Source organism: Tateyamaria sp. (assembly GCF_039940735.1).
Lineage (GTDB): Bacteria > Pseudomonadota > Alphaproteobacteria > Rhodobacterales > Rhodobacteraceae > Tateyamaria.
Genome location: NZ_JBDVGB010000036.1, coordinates 25130 through 41884 on the forward strand (window position 1 = coordinate 25130; position 16755 = coordinate 41884).

At 52.1% G+C, this 16755-nt stretch carries 15 protein-coding genes; 2 read left to right on the forward strand and 13 right to left on the reverse strand.

Features of this window, described 5'->3' with window-relative positions; translation table 11 throughout:
• Positions 1 to 94: 94 nt before the first annotated feature.
• Positions 95 to 661, reverse strand: a complete 567-nt coding sequence (locus tag ABJF76_RS06590) for a carboxymuconolactone decarboxylase family protein (RefSeq protein ID WP_413819044.1) — start codon at positions 659 to 661, stop codon at positions 95 to 97.
• A gap of 133 nt (positions 662 to 794) precedes the next feature.
• Positions 795 to 1325, reverse strand: a complete 531-nt coding sequence (locus ABJF76_RS06595; RefSeq protein WP_413819043.1) for an invasion associated locus B family protein — start codon at positions 1323 to 1325, stop codon at positions 795 to 797.
• A gap of 175 nt (positions 1326 to 1500) precedes the next feature.
• Between ABJF76_RS06595 and ABJF76_RS06600 the strand changes: the two genes are divergently transcribed.
• Positions 1501 to 2493 (forward strand): asparaginase, encoded by a 993-nt coding sequence (locus ABJF76_RS06600; protein WP_413819042.1) that lies wholly within the window; start codon positions 1501 to 1503, stop codon positions 2491 to 2493.
• Positions 2494 to 2556: 63 nt separating this feature from the next.
• Here ABJF76_RS06600 and serB read toward each other — a convergent pair whose 3' ends face one another.
• The 11 genes from serB to ABJF76_RS06655 form a co-directional block, all read right to left on the reverse strand.
• The gene (gene serB / locus ABJF76_RS06605; RefSeq protein ID WP_413819041.1) at positions 2557 to 3435 is read right to left on the reverse strand and encodes a phosphoserine phosphatase SerB; all 879 of its coding nucleotides are present in this window, start codon (positions 3433 to 3435) and stop codon (positions 2557 to 2559) included.
• A gap of 157 nt (positions 3436 to 3592) precedes the next feature.
• A complete protein-coding gene (locus ABJF76_RS06610) occupies positions 3593 to 5998 on the reverse strand; it encodes a calcium-binding protein (RefSeq protein ID WP_413819040.1) in 2406 nt (801 codons plus the stop codon).
• 240 nt (positions 5999 to 6238) lie between these two features.
• Complete coding sequence (locus tag ABJF76_RS06615; protein ID WP_413819039.1) at positions 6239 to 6928, reverse strand: peptidoglycan-binding domain-containing protein; 690 nt, start codon at positions 6926 to 6928, stop codon at positions 6239 to 6241.
• The gene (locus ABJF76_RS06620; protein WP_413819038.1) at positions 6925 to 8250 is read right to left on the reverse strand and encodes a DUF3131 domain-containing protein; all 1326 of its coding nucleotides are present in this window, start codon (positions 8248 to 8250) and stop codon (positions 6925 to 6927) included. The genes ABJF76_RS06615 and ABJF76_RS06620 overlap by 4 nt, the downstream gene beginning before the upstream one ends.
• Positions 8240 to 10072 carry a glycosyltransferase gene (locus ABJF76_RS06625; RefSeq protein ID WP_413819037.1) on the reverse strand — a complete coding sequence of 611 codons (1833 nt, stop codon included), beginning with the start codon at positions 10070 to 10072 and terminating at the stop codon, positions 8240 to 8242. Before ABJF76_RS06625 ends, ABJF76_RS06620 begins: the two co-directional genes overlap by 11 nt.
• Positions 10073 to 10074: 2 nt before the next feature.
• Complete coding sequence (locus tag ABJF76_RS06630) at positions 10075 to 11223, reverse strand: acyltransferase (RefSeq protein WP_413819036.1); 1149 nt, start codon at positions 11221 to 11223, stop codon at positions 10075 to 10077.
• Positions 11220 to 12944 carry a DUF3131 domain-containing protein gene (locus ABJF76_RS06635; RefSeq protein WP_413819035.1) on the reverse strand — a complete coding sequence of 575 codons (1725 nt, stop codon included), beginning with the start codon at positions 12942 to 12944 and terminating at the stop codon, positions 11220 to 11222. Before ABJF76_RS06635 ends, ABJF76_RS06630 begins: the two co-directional genes overlap by 4 nt.
• A 34-nt stretch (positions 12945 to 12978) precedes the next feature.
• A complete protein-coding gene (locus tag ABJF76_RS06640) occupies positions 12979 to 13404 on the reverse strand; it encodes an ATP-binding protein (RefSeq protein WP_413819034.1) in 426 nt (141 codons plus the stop codon).
• Positions 13401 to 13745 (reverse strand): STAS domain-containing protein, encoded by a 345-nt coding sequence (locus tag ABJF76_RS06645; protein WP_413819033.1) that lies wholly within the window; start codon positions 13743 to 13745, stop codon positions 13401 to 13403. The genes ABJF76_RS06640 and ABJF76_RS06645 overlap by 4 nt, the downstream gene beginning before the upstream one ends.
• The gene (locus ABJF76_RS06650; protein WP_413819032.1) at positions 13742 to 15001 is read right to left on the reverse strand and encodes a PP2C family protein-serine/threonine phosphatase; all 1260 of its coding nucleotides are present in this window, start codon (positions 14999 to 15001) and stop codon (positions 13742 to 13744) included. The genes ABJF76_RS06645 and ABJF76_RS06650 overlap by 4 nt, the downstream gene beginning before the upstream one ends.
• A 278-nt stretch (positions 15002 to 15279) precedes the next feature.
• The gene (locus tag ABJF76_RS06655) at positions 15280 to 15894 is read right to left on the reverse strand and encodes a response regulator transcription factor (protein WP_413819031.1); all 615 of its coding nucleotides are present in this window, start codon (positions 15892 to 15894) and stop codon (positions 15280 to 15282) included.
• 245 nt (positions 15895 to 16139) lie between these two features.
• Between ABJF76_RS06655 and ABJF76_RS06660 the strand changes: the two genes are divergently transcribed.
• Positions 16140 to 16655: a molybdopterin-dependent oxidoreductase gene (locus ABJF76_RS06660; protein ID WP_413819030.1), complete on the forward strand. Its 516-nt coding sequence runs from the start codon at positions 16140 to 16142 to the stop codon at positions 16653 to 16655.
• Positions 16656 to 16755 lie beyond the last annotated feature (100 nt).

The window sequence follows — 16755 nt, forward strand, 5'->3', positions numbered from 1 at the left end:
ATAAAAAGGGCAGCCATCACAACGGCCGCCCTTCTTCATCTTGCCAAATAAACTCCGGGGGTCTGGGGGTTGGCCCCCAGTGCCCAACGCTCGATTACTCGGCGGCAACTGCTTTGGGTTTCCAAGCAAAAGCAGCAAATGCTTCATCCGTCGGTGTGTCAAAGATCGCATTCGTGTAGTTCGACATAATTTTCTGAGAAACAATCAGAATAACATCCAGAATGGCCCGTTCGCCATAACCTGCCGCCTCAAAGGCTGCGACAGCATCCGAGCTGGGATGCCCATGGGTGTCGCGGATGGCCAAAGTAAAGGCACGCAGCGCTTCCAGCTTTTCTGGCAAAGGCGTCTCATTGCGCAATGCATTCACAACATCGTCGTCAATCTTTTCCATCTTGGCGATCGCAGTGTGGGCGGGCACACAATAGTGGCATGCATTTGCAACATTAACAGTCATCCATACAACTGTGCGTTCTTCCGGAGTGAATTCTGTACCGCTCATCACAAGACGGTGCACCTGCTGATAAGCTTCCAACAAAGCAGGGCTGGTCGCCATAACGGCATGCAAACTGGGCAGCCGACCAAATGCTTTAATTGATCCTTCAAGCAACGGCTTGGACCCTTCAGGGGCAGACTCAAGCGTGTGTACAGTGGTGGTAACCATGGCAGTATCCTTTCGGGTTTCATTGAATACGCATTTAGTGCCTGATCTTTCAGGTCCCAATCTTCGCAAATGTAAAAGCGGCCGTGCATCTCTGCACAGCCACTCTCGTTAGTTTGAAAAAAGATACAGCGCTTTAACCGCCGCAGCGTGCCGCCGCATCATCGACGGCTGCTGTAAACCCAAGCAACGAAAACGTGTCCTTGGTCGTCGTGCCGCGACCCGAAACGCCAGTCACAACCGCGTCAGCCCCGCGTTTCATAGCGGTCACGATCTTGCTGTCATCCGCAGTTGTCGCAGGCCACGCCCATTCGCCGTCCGTGAACAGTTCAAATTCGTTGCCACTGATATTCAAGTTAACGGTCGACCCAGACCGAAACGGATACCCACCGGTAAACGCCACCTGACCTTGAGCACCGGCACTTGGACGATAAAATACCATCAACAGGATTTGGCCCCGCGTCGCCGCAACAACGCGGCCTTCTCGCGTGTTCACCGTCTCCTTAGGAGTGGCGACACCCCAACACTCAGTCGGATTGTCTTCAACAAAAACACTCCAGTCTGTGTTGGCCGCAACGCGGTTTGTGCTTTGCTCTTGCGCCAGCGAAGACCCTGCCATCAACGACACGAGCCCCAAACCAAGCATGAATTTCGACGTTATTCCCATTCTTACAGCCTCCAAGCTGTCCAAACCTCAATCGCAAACCGTACCTCTGGCACACCGTTTTTGGCGCATTCTCTTGCAAGGACGGCAATTCTTCTCGACAAGTGGCACATTAGCGCGAAATTCGCGACGCAGGAAAGCTGAATTGGCAGTTTTTCGCGCAGAAGTGAGGGGAAATATGACGCATCCAGCCCATAACGCCGTGACTTTAGCTGAAATCTGGCGTGGACCCTTCTTGGAAAGCGCGCATTCGGGCCATGCAGTGGTCTGTGATGACACCGGTCAGATCGTGGAATCGTGGGGGGAACCGACAGCCGTTGTGCTGCCTCGGTCGTCTTCAAAGATGCTACAAGCCCTGCCGTTGATCGAAAGTGGAGCCGCTGCCGCGCACAACCTCACGTCCGAACACCTCGCACTCGCTTGCGCATCGCATCAAGGTGCCGCGATCCACACGGACAAGATCGGTGCATGGATGGCCCACATCGGCAAAACAGACGATGATTTTTGCTGCGGCACACAAGTATCCCGCGATCAAGACATCCGCGATGCGATGATCCGCGCGCATGAATCTCCTTGCCGCATTCACAACAACTGTTCAGGCAAACATGCTGGCTTTCTAACGCTTTCTGCCCACTTGAACGGCGGTCCCAACTATGTCGCCAGCGACCACCCCGTGCAAACCGCTTGCTTGGACGCTTTTGAGCGGATGACCCAAGAAACATCACCCGGTTTTGGGATCGACGGCTGCTCCGCCCCGAACCACGCGTGCACGTTGCACGGTATGGCCCGCGCAATGGCCGCATATGCTGCGGCAGATAACGACAGCCCCCAAGGGCAGCTGCGCAACGCAATGGCCAAACATCCTGATCTAGTCGCAGGTGAAGGCCGCGGCTGCACGCGCCTCATGCGGGCCGCGGGCAACAACGTTGCAATAAAAACCGGGGCCGAAGGATATTTCGTCGCGATACTGCCGGAACAAAAAATGGGCGTCGCGCTTAAGATTACAGACGGTGCCACGCGAGCCAGCGAATGTGCTATGGCCCAAATTCTTGTCCGGTTGGGCGCACTCGACCCCAATCACCCCGAAGCGCTTGCCTATACCAACGCTCCGATCAAAAACTGGGATGGCCTAGAAACCGGATATCTTCGCGCAGCGCCCGTTCTTCTTTAAGGTATCAACTTCATCTTGCCAGAAAAACTCCGGGGGGAAGCCGCAGGCTGGGGGGCTGGCCCCCTATGCGCCGGCGAATTCGGACTTCGCGTAACCTTGCAGGTACAACAGCGCTGTCAGATCACCAAAGTTCACCCGCACATCACACTGCGCCGCGACACTGGGCTTGGCATGTAAAGCCACCCCCATGCCCGCACGCCCTAACATCCCAAGATCGTTGGCACCGTCACCCACAGCCAAAACCTGCGAAGGTTCCAAACCAAGACGCGTAGTGATTTCTTCCAGCGCATCAACTTTTGCCTGTTGCCCAAGGATCGGCATGCCGACGTCTCCGGTCAAAACACCGTCTTCAACAATAAAGGTATTCGCGCGATTTTCGTCAAACCCAAGATGGCCCGCGACGGCCGAAGTAAAGGCGGTAAACCCACCGGAAACCAATGCCGCATAGGCACCGTCTCGCTTCATCGTCGCAAGCAAAACCGCGCCACCAGGCATGTACGTGATCCGCGTTGCCAGAACTTCGGAAATGACGCTTTCAGGAAGATCTTTAAGCAATCCGACCCGTTCACGCAAAGCGGCCTCAAAATTCAGTTCACCGTTCATGGCGCGCGCTGTGATGCTTTTGACTCGGTCACCGACGCCAGCAACATCTGCAAGCTCGTCAATGCATTCCTGCTGGATCATGGTGCTGTCCATGTCCGCCAGAAGCATCGCCTTGCGCCGTCCTGCCAACGGAGTGATCACTAGATCGACGCCCAACTTTTGCACGTCGGCCCAAACCTCCCACCGATTGTCTGGCATGACATTCAAGGAAAACGCGACCGCCTCATCTACAGCCAACCACTGTGCATCCCCTCCACCCCACGCATTGCGCAAAGACTCAACCAAAGCCGGGTCCAACGAAGGTTTCGATGGGGACGTTAACAAAGTGCAAACAAACATCAGGCAAAAGTTCCGAAAAGGGGCGGGCGCACCGCGCGTAAAGCTCTAGACGGCGCTATAACGACCCTTCGCCTACGACACCACCCTGACCGCAGTGCAGACAATTGTGGCGCGGCAGATTTCGTCGCTCCATCATCCGCCGCCCAGATTTGCCGTTTTAAAAGACAAAACTGTCAGCGCTAAGTTCATCCGCATTAACTGCCATCAAAACAATCCGGTCACCGTCTTGGGCCCCGGTCAGCATTTGAAGATCGATCACAGTCGCCCATCCATGATCAATTGTCACGTCACTCACCGCGCTAAACGTCGTGCCAAAGTGCGACAGATCAATAAGGTCAAACTCAGTTTCGAAATCATGGATGTAATCTTTGCCAGCGCCTGCCGAAAACACAAAGGTGTCCGTGGTTACGTCATCCACCCAATTTCCGCCCCAAAGGTTGTCGTCCCCTTTGCCACCTTCGATGGTATCGGATCCAGTCCCACCAACAATCTTGTCGACACCTTCGCCGCCAGACAAAACATCGTCGCCGGCTCCACCATGAAGATAATCGTCACCTTCGTCACCGTTTAATACATCATCACCACTTTGACCAAGGATCCTGTCATTCCCGACGCCGCCTGACATCCAATCATTGCCAGTGCCACCGTTCAATCGATCATCGCCATCGTCGCCGAATAATTCGTCGCCACCCGATCCTCCGTGAAGGGTATCATCGCCGCCGTTTCCGTGGATTTCATCAACACCGGCGCCGCCACGTAGTTTGTCATTGCCACCGTTTGTCGCCACAAGCGTGACTTCCTGAATAAGAACTGCGGCATCTGCGTCAATTTCAGAAAACACGTCAGAAGACCTGGGATCAACTGCGCCATCATTGGATCCAGTTGAAGGGGCCTCGGACATAAATTCAGCATATGCCTGACCCGTTTCCCAATCCATGTTGACCTTGAAAATCGCACCTTCAACGTCGGTTGAAGAATCCAAATCATGATCACCTTCGTTCAGACCAAAATAAAGGTTGCCTTCACCGTCAAGGAAGACAGCGCCATAGGCACCTTTGGCAAGGCCGGCTTCCATGGTGTCGCCGTAAAGCGTTCCGGTGATAGCAATCTCTGAGAAAACTGGCATCCCGCCATCAGCAACTGTGCTGACATCGATCGCCACGACCTTGCCGTCTCCTCCATTGGTGCTTGGGGCCACAATTGCATAGAATTTTCCATCTTCAGCATTGAAGGCCATGTCGAACGTCCTGTCGGAAAACAGGTTCGTCGGGAATTTAAAATGAGAGATTTCTGGATTACCATCAGCGTCTAACCGATCAACATCCACCACGCTCAGACGGTTCAGGCTCGAATGGAATGTCCACAAGTTCCCATTGTCGTCGAAATCACCCACGTAATCCGCGTAGAACCCTTCTCCGATGCGAAAGGTCGAACCTGAGGCGTCAATCATAACAATATCAGAAACGCTTACTGCGTTGCCCAATGAATCCGTGCCATTGGATTTGGCGACCCCGTAAATCAGATCATCCTCAATGTTAAACCCTACGGAATTGATTTTGAAATCAGGTTGATCACCGATCGCAACATATTCTTTAGCGTCGACATCAAAGATATTCAGTTGCCCGTCAATGACTTGGTATAGTTGTGCCTGGCCGGGCGCAAATGCCTGAACGGACACGTCTTCGCCACCGATAACCATTTCGGTTTCATAGGTCACGATCGGGCCGTCAAAGTTGTAATCAACACTTGAATCAGCTTCGACAGAACAGAAACTTAACTCACCTTGGCTGCCGTCACTGATGACTTCGACTTCAAAGGTCTCGTAAGCACCCGAGGTGGCTTGAACCGTGTCGATGACTTCACCGTTCCAGATTACTTCAACCGCACCTGATGAATGACCACCCGCCAAGTTTGCCGCAAGACTGAAGGAAATCGTGTAGCTTTCTCCAATTACCGTTTGTGCGGATTGAGAGATAACGGATGTACCAAAAGAGTCATTCATCGTCCAAGTGCCCGTTTGAGCAAGAGCGTCGAACGTTGTCGCGGACCCATTGAAATCAGAAAGCAGGTTGTCGCCTTTGACATCGCCAAAGATCACGTCATCGCCTATTCCGCCGTTGATGATGTCGTGACCAACACCGCCTTCGGCATAATCATCGCCATTTTCTAGGTTCAGAATATCATCGCCGTTTCCACCGAACGCGATATCGTCGCCTCTGCCGCCATTCACACGGTCATTGCCGTCGCCAGCATCAAGGCTGTCGTTGCCGCCGTTGCCCAGCAGAACGTCGTTCCCTGCACCAGTCGTGATCGTGTCGTCGAACGATCGATTCAATCCATAATCGGACACGATGACTACGCCGTAATTGTAAATCCACTCCCCGTTCACAAACGTCCATTCATCACCAACCATATCACCTGCGCCAAGGTCATTGGCATCGGTGCTGACGAGCAAATCATCGCCTTCCAAACCGTTTACCTTGGACACATCGGTCGTTGTGATCACGTCGTCTTCGACTGTTCCAAAGATATCGTTGGTCGTCTGAGTGAAATCGGTTGCCATGCTACGTCCATTCATTTTCGTGCGTTCAGGGAGGCCATTGGAGGGGGAGGCGACCCTGAACGCACCGGGTGTTGAGATAGACTTTGTTTCGCAGGACTTGGAATAAAATGCTAAAGGTCAAAGAGACAAACGATGCCCCAAACGGATAGGCCCTGAACACTGCTGGCTATGACTGAAGGCAATAGGTGTACAAATTTATCGCGAACTTCGCGTCGAGATCGCTAGCCGGTTTCGGATGGTTTAGGTTGCACCCTCGCAAAGGCGCGCATCAAGCAAGGCGATGACCTTGGCAATAGAAGTACCCCAATTGGCACCCGTGACGAAAGTTTCCATCGCTAAAAAGGTCCGTGGCCCAAGGAATCCGTCTACGGGCCCCGGATCTTGTCCTGCCATCACTAAAAGGCGCTGCATTGTGGCGACATCGGTGGCCTCGTTTAACGCTGCGCTGCCACAAGTTATGTCGTCCTGGATGACCAACGCCTGTGTCTCTGCTGTTTCGTTGGCATTAGCTAAATCTTGCTGTGGGGGCACAGGAAGGGTTGGCGCGACCGTCTCGTTTTCTATGCCAAGTAAGCACTGGCCAATGTCTTGCGCCACAGCAATGGCATCTGCGGGTGGTAACCCTGTGTTAACTGATGCGCACGCTTGTTCAGAAGTATCGCAAGTAAGTGCGATGGCCCAATACTGATTTGGATTCATCGGGCGCACCGTTGCCTCAGCGGTTGCAAACATCTTGTACTTGAACCCGTCAAAATTGCCTTCCTGCCAAAAAGCGGGAAAATAAGCCGACGGCACATCTGACACATATGAAACGACATCCGTCGCCCCTTCGAGCGGACGATCAAAGGTGGCTGAAACACAAGGGTCCGCGATAGCTGCAGTGCCCAAGAAGCTTAACGCCACAACACAGGGATATGTAAAATACTTCATGGTTGTTTCCGGATTAAGGGGCCATGGGCGCGAAATGCCAGTGCGGCCAAGACCACTGCGTTGGTGTTGACGGTGACCGACGTGTTGGTCGTGCCGTCAATCTCATAGATGCCTTCCGGCCAACCACGTTCCGCATCACCCAAAGGGGCGATCGCGGTCAAAAGTTCACGTGTATACTGCGTGCCGAATAATGCATCCCAAGCAAAGGCAACTTTTGTCGTTACCGTGCGACGGCTATCCATACGATCACCGCTAAAGGTCATCACCGCCCAAGGCGCACCGCCGCCCCAAACGGAAGAATAGATAAAATAGGGGGCGACATTGATGTGTGACTCGCTAACGGCCGTTAAAATACCAGTCTCGCGAAACCGCGCCTCTTGAGCCGCGTATATCGATGTGGCGAACCGGTGCGAACGTGCGTCGAACCCAAACTCTAACCCATCAAACAAGTATGGTTCGCTGACGGTGAATGCGGGGGTAATATTACGGTGCAGGCGCGTATCGACTGGAATCGCATGCCCTTTGACGTCACGCACCATCAGATGGTTTTCCGCGTCATAGGCGCGATACATATCAAACCCAAACAGCATCATCGCCTTAGCGGCGTATTGTTCATATCCAACGCGACCTTCTTGATCGCGACGCAGATTTCCGTCGATCATGTTGCCCCCAATAAGTTGGCCATCTTCCACCATGCTAGAAAGGCTCCAGCGTTCCATCAGGGATGACGTGTCGAGGGCCAGTTCCGGGTAATTTGCTTCGACGTGGCCGAGCGCACCAACCATGCGAGCAATATCTAAAGCTGACCATCCCAAACCCCTTTCGACCGGTTCGTTCGCATAGTTGACCAAATCGCCCGTGCGCACATCATAGGCTTTGTTCGGTAAAATCTCATCAAACAGACGCATCTCTTGAAGCGTTTCCAGTGCCTGCCCAATCCGCGCCGTTGCTTCTGTGCGTTCAATGATATCCAGTCTTTCCGCCGAAATCGTCGCGACGAAATAAGACCCCGTTTCCCACATCGTCGTAGAGGGGTAGTTGTCGGTCGAATTCACAAGGCCCGTGTTGGGATTTGTGTTGTTCTGAAAATATCGCCAAGCGACGCGGGCGTATTCAAGGTCTGTCTCAGACGATGCGCCAGTGACCGCCAAAGGCAACGGAGTAATGTCTTCGAACTGTGCCATTTGCGTGCCTGTATTTGATGCAATCGGGTCCGTTTCAAGACGGCGATCAATAGAAGTCACCAAAGCCAGACCACACCCTAAAGCGACCAGAAAGATGATGTGGCTACGTGCGTTAATGAGGTTGTTTTTAAAGCCCATATCCGTCGGTCCCTTCGTCTAATTTCGGCACCCAGAGTGCGGCAGCGATTATGCCAAACATGGCCAAGCAATTGTTGAATCCCCAAAGGATGTTTGAAATTATGCCCGTCGCCGAATGTGTTGTTGGCCCTAGCAAAAGTACACTGATGCCCCAAACCGACGCCAAGGCGGTCAGCCCGACAATTGCCATTTGGGGCCGAACAAGTGCTAGAAAGTTGCCCGATTGACGTGCTTTCGGAGTGACTTTGAAAGATATCTTTTGTCCCGTGATCACAGCCCAGATGGCGCGAAGCCCCAAAGGGAAGAAAGACAAATAACTTGATTTGGCGGCAAAGCCGGAAACACCCCATGTTCCGACCATCATGGCCAACTCAAGCGTCACAAGAAATGGGATCAGATGCCAAAAGAAGTCCGCCGAATAGGCCGACACGGGCGATACACCTGTGAACAGATAAATGATCGGCGCAACAAGAAAGATCACATTCCAGATTGGCGCAAGATAGGAATAAAATGTTGTCGCATACATTACGCGTTGGGAGAACGTCAGACCACGCCGAAACAACGGGTTGTCATTGACCAAAATATCAAGGCTGCCACCCGCATATTTGTAGCGTTGGACAGTCCAAGTCAGCAGGTCTTGGGGCGACAACATCTTGCTTTCCACAATGGGATGCATCTTGGACTTCCAACCGCGTTCGCGGTCCGAATGCATCAAGATAGAGGTATAAATATCTTCAGAGACATGGAACTTGTAAGGCGTCAAAATTTCGGTTGTCGCTGCCTCGGTTCGAATAGCGTCCATCAAATCCGGTGCAATATCGCGTTCTTTGTTTGTAACCGTAATTATTTCTTCAGTCGCATGTGTGCGCGTCTCAACCTTGGTGCCAAAGCTGCGAAGCGCGGTCTCCATGACAGCCTCGCGTCGGTGGATGGATCCGGCCCCACAACAAAACGAACCGTTAGCCCAATTTCGACGCCGTTGAATGATGTCATAGAACATCTTGGGATCACTCACGAACGGATCATTACCCACTTGCACAGGGCCAATAACGTTTTGAATGCCGCGCCCAATCGTGGCCCCGACTTTGCCAAACCGTTGACCCATGGACGCGTCAAGGCTTTCGCCCTCAGGAAGGTCATAGAACCACTGTGGGGTCTGCACCCATGCGATTTTTGGGTCCGTGAAATAACCCAAAGTGTTGCGAAGAATTGTAGGAAATGGTCGCGTATCTGCGTCGCAAATGATCAATAAATCACCCGAAGTTTGTTCCATTGCATGGCGCAAATTTCCCGCTTTGAAACCTTCATTTGTGGCGCGTGAAATATAACTTACACCCTCATCCTCAGCCACTTTGCGCATCTCGTTCCGACGTCCGTCATCCAGCACATGAATGCGGATATCGATCGGGTGCGGATAGGTAATTTTCTTTGCATCTTTAATACCAAGGCGCACCAATTCGGGGTCTTCATTGTACGTCGCAAACATGATGTCGACGATCAAAACACGATCACCGTCAGGGTTGTCAGTTGCAATGTCGCGCAGGGTCACAGGTGGCTCTGGCATTGCGATGGGGTCGTCTTTCCAAAGGTTGAAAACGAACAAAATCAATCCAAAGAAAGCACAGGTTTCTGCCACGGCTAAGGGGATCGCAAACCACAAGGCTTCGGTGTTCAACGACCCAGTCCAGCGCCACCAAATATACCACGCACCTACAACAAGCGCGAAGACCGCCAAAAATTGCCACAGCAATTCACGCGTCGCCGAATAACCTAACGGCGGTTCCGGTGTGCGGTCTTCGTATTTGCGAAAATAATTATCCACGGTTATGCGCTTTCCTGCTGTAATCGTGCGACATCCCACGGCGTTGGTCCAAGCCCGATAGTCCATGCGAGCGATCTGAGTTTGGACAAACCCACTGCCAATCCGAACGACATCGGCAAGGCGAATGCAAATCGACTAATCACGACAAGCGACGGCGTCATATGATCCGACAAGCCCGTTGTGAAAATCGCCACGTCAAACAAGTCGATGATCAACGGATGCACAAGGTAAACACCAAACGAATACTTAGCGAGCAAGGTCCACCGTTCAGACCAGTACAGATATTGCCCCCCCATAAAGATAAAAAACACAAGCACCGGCAAAAGGAAATGCCCGTAAAAGTCCCATCCAGATCTTATGCCCCACGCACCAGTTTCGAACGCAATGTGGAAAAATGGAAGTGTCGCCAAATAGGCAAGAACGGCAAAGTACAGCGCTACGCGACGTATCAAGCGGGACTCGCCGCGAGGGATTCCATCGTTCCAGAGCCCGTAAATCGCAAAGGCCGCCATACCATACCCAACATAGCCAAATATCTTAACCATGCGCAGGATGTAGTCGCGCAAGGTGGCATCAATGTCCAAGCCCCAAATGAACCCATGAAGATTGTTCATCACTCCGATGGTGATGACGACCGTAAGGCCAAGGATGGGATACCGCGTCGCCGATCGCATAACTGGATAAAACAGAAGTAAAACAAACAAAGTCGGCAGAAAATGCATGTGATACTGGGATTTACCTAAGATCAGATAACCAAGCCAACTTTGCACCTGACCAAGCTGATCCCAGATGTATGGCGCATAGTTAAACGCGTCTGCTTTGATCAATCTGAAAAACGCATAAAACACTGCCCAAAACAAGAATGGTACAAGCAGGCGATGGGCTTGTGTGGCGATTGCGCTGCCGTAGGTTGGCATTTTTTTATCCACGCGCATGGCCATCAAAAACAACGAAAACATGAAGAACATTTCAGAACCTGAAAATTCCCCGATTGAGCGTAGGAACACCGGAACAAAGCGTTCCCCTTGCGAAGCTTCGGGGAACACCTTGCCACTGAAATCCGTTGTCGAATGAATCAAGACAACTCCCATCGCGGCGAACGTTCGGTTTGCGTCAAACCAGATCAGGCGAGGTTTGGACGACGACGTCATGGCTTGGACGCCGAAATTGAACAGCTGGATGGCAAAACCTGACGCACCTTCGGCAGATCTAGGTTATGTTCTTTAGTGCTGCACTCGGTCGCTGCGACTTCTGTTGAGCCAACAAGTGGACGACAATACAGGAACTCTTCCACTGGAATGACGGGGGGAATGGTGTTCCGGTTGGCGCAGGCGCAGCAAGGAACTTCTTCGACCATGCGATTGGGATGGCATTTATTGTCACGAATGTCTGTGCCGATGAATGCAGTGTCCCACACTTGGGTGTTCTGGTTCACATGTTGCAAAATGGGTCCCTGCACTTTGTACAAAAGTGCGGCAAGGATCACCCCATTGTTGTTTGCCGTTTGCAACGGGATGAAACCATTGCCGTTTTCGTACAGACCTTCATAAAACCCGCGATCCGGTTGAGAAAGGTCAGCGACAGTTTCAAACAACAAATCGGTATAATCCGTGTCCCAAAGGGCCCAAAGGCCGACGGCAGCCTTCGCAGATACCGCCGCACGATCGGGCTGGTATTCGCCCGTCGGGTCCAGCGTATTCCATGCATATCCTCCCGCAAAGATGCTGTCGTAAACAAAGTATGGGCTGCCTTCGACCTGATGTTCAGACCGTGCAGTGATGATGCCTGTCTGTTCAAACCGTCGTTGCTGGACAAGATAGATGCGTTGAGCAAATTCAGCGCGCCATCCGTTGCTTGCGACCATACCGTCATTGCTGCCATCGTCCGGCAAATCCCAACCCATTTCCAAGCCATCTAGAATGTAACCTTCGGTCAGCACGTAATTCTGGCTGCGGAATACACGCGGGTCCCGCCCATCATAAGGCACTCGAACGTCGTAGATTGTCGCATATTCCAGTGGTTGGGGCGCCATCGCACGACCCATATCAAAGCCCCAAAGCGCAAAACCTTTGGCGGCATATTCTTCATAGCCTAGGCGGCCTTCTTGAACGTAACGCGTTTCGCCGTTGCTTTTCGCAAAGGATCCGAACATGCGCCCTTCTTCGCCAACCAGATTGCAAAAATTCCAACGCATCGGCACGTTGTCCACACTGTTTGCAAGGTGCGGGTGACGTTCTTTGAGGATTTTCAACCAGACCAATAGACGCCCAATATCATTGGCAGACATACCGATTTCGCCTGGTTTGTTGGCATAGTCAACCATGGCACCTGTGGCTGAATTATAGACCTTGTTCGGTGCTTCGCCCCGGTACAACGGCAAGTTCCGCAGTGTTTTGATAAGTTGAGACGCGCGACGATCGAGCTCGCGCTTATCGATCACGCAAAGCTCATATGCGGCAACCAAAGCACTGATATAAGATGCGGTGTCCCAAAGGGTCGTCGAAGGAAAATTCCCGACCGCATTTACTAAACCGGTATCGGATTGATAGAATTCTTCGAAATACGACCACGCCGTTTTTGCCATCGCGAATTCGCGTTCATTCAACACTCCATTCCTGCCGAAATGTGCAGAAGATTGCGTTCTTTCACCGCGGATGCATTCCGCCATAACCGGTTCCGACCCAGTAATGGTCAGGGGCGTTTGAGATGAAATAGTGACACGACGGTAATCTTCACCATTCAAGGTCACACCATCGATGGTCACCGCCGTTGATCCGTCAACATCCTGAGCCATAGCTGTTCCTGTCGCCGACAACCCGAACGTTGCGACCATGGTTGCAAGCAACCAGTTAGATACGGTGTTGGTCTTCATTCTTGTTCTCCAAACTGCTTATCAATTGGGGTGGTTAAGTGGGGCACTTGAGGCCCTTTTTAAAGCTAAGAACCAAACGGTTTCGGCCCTTAGACATTCCGTAATCAACGGTGTCGGCGCAGTGCATGATCAGGCCAAGACCCCGTCCACTTTCAGCAAGGGGATCGACCGTTTCCAAATCGGGCGCGTGATCACGAAGATCGAAATACGCGGCACCAACAGGATCAAACACCGTCATCAAAAGAGTATCTGTTGTTTCGGTTAAGGTGACTTCAATTTGCCCGTCCAAAGTAACGGGCTTTGCGTGTTTAACGATGTTCTTCAGCGTCTCCGAGGCGCAAACCTCAAACCGGAAAGCCACTGAAGGTTCTAGGGCTCCGCAAACGCAATCCTTCAAAGACATCACCATCGGATCGACGTCCTCAAGCGCGTTTTTCATATGATAACGGTGCTCGATCACCGCGCTTCCACCATCATCCGGAGAGCTTCTTCCGCGTTGCTGTACACGGTGAACACGCGATCCATCCGGCAAATGCGGAACATCTGCTGCACATCGCTGTTAAGCCCCGCCACAACAAGGTCTCCGCGATGGCCTATCTTTTTTAAGACCCCGACCAATGCACCAAGACCAGATGAATCCAGAAAATTCACCTCTTGGAAATCAATGACAATTTGCGTCGCACCACCATTAATCAGGGCCGCAACCTCGTCCTTAAACGTCTTTGCATTTAGGGCTGTTAAGCGTTCGACGCCGGGCCCAATGACGGTAATGTTTGTCTCAACTATTTTTGTGTGGATCATTGGAACTTCCTTTCTAACGCGACAACCGTCAAATCGTCTTCTAATGGTGCGCCGTCACGCCACGTCTTCAGGGCATGGACAAGTTTTGCTGGGATATCTTTGATGGCGACCGCAGGGAAAGACTGTGCAAATTCTCGGACACGCGTTGTTCCAAAAGGTGCACCATTTAAGTTGTCGGCTTCGGCAGCGGCGTCAGAACAGATGATCAACGCGGCGCCGACTTCAAACTGATGATCGTTGTTTTCGTAATGAGCGGTATCGATCATACCCACGGGAAATCCGCCATCACCGATCGTCATCGTTTGGCCCGCCTGATCGACATAGTACGCTGAAGGATAACCAGCCTGACAGAAGTCCATCTGACCGTTCGTTGTGTCGATGATGCAGCAGAACATAGTAAAGTAATCATCGTTTTCAGAAGCACTGAAACGCGCGTTCAAGGTTGCAACCATGGCGGCAGGATCAGGTCGACCGGCCTCGTTGAATGCATGTCTGTGAAAGTAATCTGGCGTCACCAAATGACCGATCGCAACGGACAAAAGCGATGCATGCACGCCGTGACCCGACACATCGACCGCGTAAAAACCAAGTTGGCTTTCACTTAAGGGAAAACAACCAAACATGTCGCCCGACACAATAGCGGAAGGCACAAACGCGGATGCGACTCCGAAACCAAGAATATCGTTTTGCAAATTTGGCAAAAGCTGGCGTTGCGCCGTTGCCGCAGCGCGCAGATCTTCCTGAATGCGGTCGTTCGCTTCTTTGATTATGCGTGTGCGTTCGGCCAACTCCGCCGCATGATTGATCAGGCGCGTTGCAGTTCGAATGCGCGCCTTAAGCATTTGCGTGCTGGACCCTTTGGTGATGAAATCATCCACACCTGCAAGTAGCGCCTTGTCACGAATTTCGGTTTCATCTGCACCCGTCAACATGATCACATGGACGTAGTACTCCAGATCAAGGGCTCGGATTTCTCGGGTTAGACCAATGCCGTTCAATCTGGGCATGGCCAGATCGCTAATCACAATTGACGTTTGAGAGCTTGTCACAAGATCCAAGGCCGCCTGCCCATCTTCGGCTTCAATGGCGTCGTAGCCAAGGCCATTGATCATGCTGCACAAATACAATCTCTGGACCTCGCTGTCCTCAGCAACAATGATCCGAAGCGGCGAGGTTTCCGGTGCATGCACGTGGCTTGATTGCGGTTGCGGATTCTGCTGACATGCAGTTTTTTTGACGACCATTAAATTTGTCATTGGAAACGTTCTTGGCCGGTATGCTCGACAAGCCTATTTGATTGAGCACTGAAAACTGCGGGGAGCTCTGGCGCAACCGCATCACCCATGCCGCGAAAAGAAATCCCCGAGCGCATAGGCGAATGCGTCAATCTGATCGATCGTATAGTTTGTGAACTCTGCGGGGTCATCTTGTATCTCCTTAAAGTGGAAATACAGAGACCCAGGACACTTTGCATCTACGCGGACGGGTCACCTTAAGGGTATTGGTGTCGCGACCCCATCCAAATGGATAGGTTCTAAAACAACCCTGCTTCGCGGGCGATCAGCGCTGCTTGCGTTCGATTGGCAGCCCCCACTTTGCGGTAAAGCGTTTTCATGTGGAGTTTGACTGTCGGTTCAGAAACATCCAAATCGCGGGCGATTTCCTTGTTGGCCTTGCCTTGCGTCAATCCCTTGAGAACCTGTAACTCTCGGTCGGTCAAATTCTCGGCCAAGGGGTTGGTTTCTGCTTCGTCCGGCGCTGTCATAAAGTCGATGGGTGCATATTGCTCTCCCATTGCCATGAACTTTACAGCGTTGACAAACGACTTTGCTGGCAACGATTTCGGAACAAAACCAGACGCCCCGGCCTCAAGCGCGGCTTCGGCAATTTGTTTGGTTGCTTCACCCGAAATAAGAGCGACCTTCTGACCGTCGCCCATGGCGATCGCGGACTTAAGCCCATCCAGACCATTCATCCCGGGCATATTGTAATCAAGCAAAATGAGATCATAAGGCGCGTCGGTCTCAATGCGTTCCGCCGCTTGCGAAAATGTTCCTACGGCGGCAATTACCATACTGCCTTCGTTTTCTAGAAACATGACCAGCGTGTCTCTGAGCAGGTCATGGTCATCGGCAATTAGAATTCTCATCACACTTTCCTCGTTACCTGCAGGCACATTATGAGACAGGACTATGACCAATCAATGGCGCAGGCGATAGGGGGAATGGGGCGTTCCGTCACCCATTGGGATAGCTTAGCCCTTTGTTCGATTGGATGACCCACGTCCAACAGAATAGGTGACTTATCCGAACGGATAGGACCGTATCCGTATGCCCAGATGCCGGAACTTTCGATCGACGGCATAAGATCGGCATCGTCTTAAAGGATAGTGATATGTTGATTTGCACCGCTAAAAGGTCTCTTGGCTTTGTGTTGGCCGTCGGTCTTTCAGTCCCAACCATCGCGCACAGTGCCGATGTTCCAGCGGGGGACGTTTTGTTGTCCATTTCTGGCGACATCACCAAAACAAACATTGAGGACAAGTTTGTTCTGGATCGCGACATGCTGACAGGGTTGCCCGCAACCTCGTTCGAGACATCGACGATCTGGACAAATGGCGTTCACACCTTCACTGGCGTCTCGCTCGTGGATCTTGCCGCCGAAATAGGGGTTGAAGAAGGACAGTTTCTAGCAATAGCCATCAATGACTATACCGTCAAAATCCCTAGCACAGACGCCGTGGAAAACGGCCCGATCATTGCTTATCTGATGGATGGCAAAGAGATGTCTGTACGAGACAAGGGACCACTGTGGGTCGTCTACCCTTACGACAGCAATGCCAATTACCGCACAGAAGTGATTTATTCTCGAAGCATCTGGCAACTCGACAGGCTGGATGTGGTTAAGTAGCCCTATAGGTCCGTCGGCCAATGCAAGCTTAAGAGGTTTTAGGGTGCTAAACTCTCAATCATTACCCAAGAGAAAGGGCCGCAAGTTCGCAATCTTCGCG

Bases quoted from the DNA above. Each gene is read 5' to 3' on its own strand.
- ABJF76_RS06595 (WP_413819043.1), bottom strand. From the start codon at position 1,325: ATGGGAATAACGTCGAAATTCATGCTTGGTTTGGGGCTCGTGTCGTTG.
- ABJF76_RS06620 (WP_413819038.1), bottom strand. From the start codon at position 8,250: ATGGGCTTTAAAAACAACCTCATTAACGCACGTAGCCACATCATCTTT.
- ABJF76_RS06610 (WP_413819040.1), bottom strand. From the start codon at position 5,998: ATGGCAACCGATTTCACTCAGACGACCAACGATATCTTTGGAACAGTC.
- ABJF76_RS06600 (WP_413819042.1), top strand. From the start codon at position 1,501: ATGACGCATCCAGCCCATAACGCCGTGACTTTAGCTGAAATCTGGCGT.
- ABJF76_RS06630 (WP_413819036.1), bottom strand. From the start codon at position 11,223: ATGACGTCGTCGTCCAAACCTCGCCTGATCTGGTTTGACGCAAACCGA.
- ABJF76_RS06650 (WP_413819032.1), bottom strand. From the start codon at position 15,001: ATGACAAATTTAATGGTCGTCAAAAAAACTGCATGTCAGCAGAATCCG.
- ABJF76_RS06645 (WP_413819033.1), bottom strand. From the start codon at position 13,745: ATGATCCACACAAAAATAGTTGAGACAAACATTACCGTCATTGGGCCC.
- ABJF76_RS06655 (WP_413819031.1), bottom strand. From the start codon at position 15,894: ATGAGAATTCTAATTGCCGATGACCATGACCTGCTCAGAGACACGCTG.
- serB (WP_413819041.1), bottom strand. From the start codon at position 3,435: ATGTTTGTTTGCACTTTGTTAACGTCCCCATCGAAACCTTCGTTGGAC.
- ABJF76_RS06590 (WP_413819044.1), bottom strand. From the start codon at position 661: ATGGTTACCACCACTGTACACACGCTTGAGTCTGCCCCTGAAGGGTCC.
- ABJF76_RS06635 (WP_413819035.1), bottom strand. From the start codon at position 12,944: ATGAAGACCAACACCGTATCTAACTGGTTGCTTGCAACCATGGTCGCA.
- ABJF76_RS06660 (WP_413819030.1), top strand. From the start codon at position 16,140: ATGTTGATTTGCACCGCTAAAAGGTCTCTTGGCTTTGTGTTGGCCGTC.
- ABJF76_RS06615 (WP_413819039.1), bottom strand. From the start codon at position 6,928: ATGAAGTATTTTACATATCCCTGTGTTGTGGCGTTAAGCTTCTTGGGC.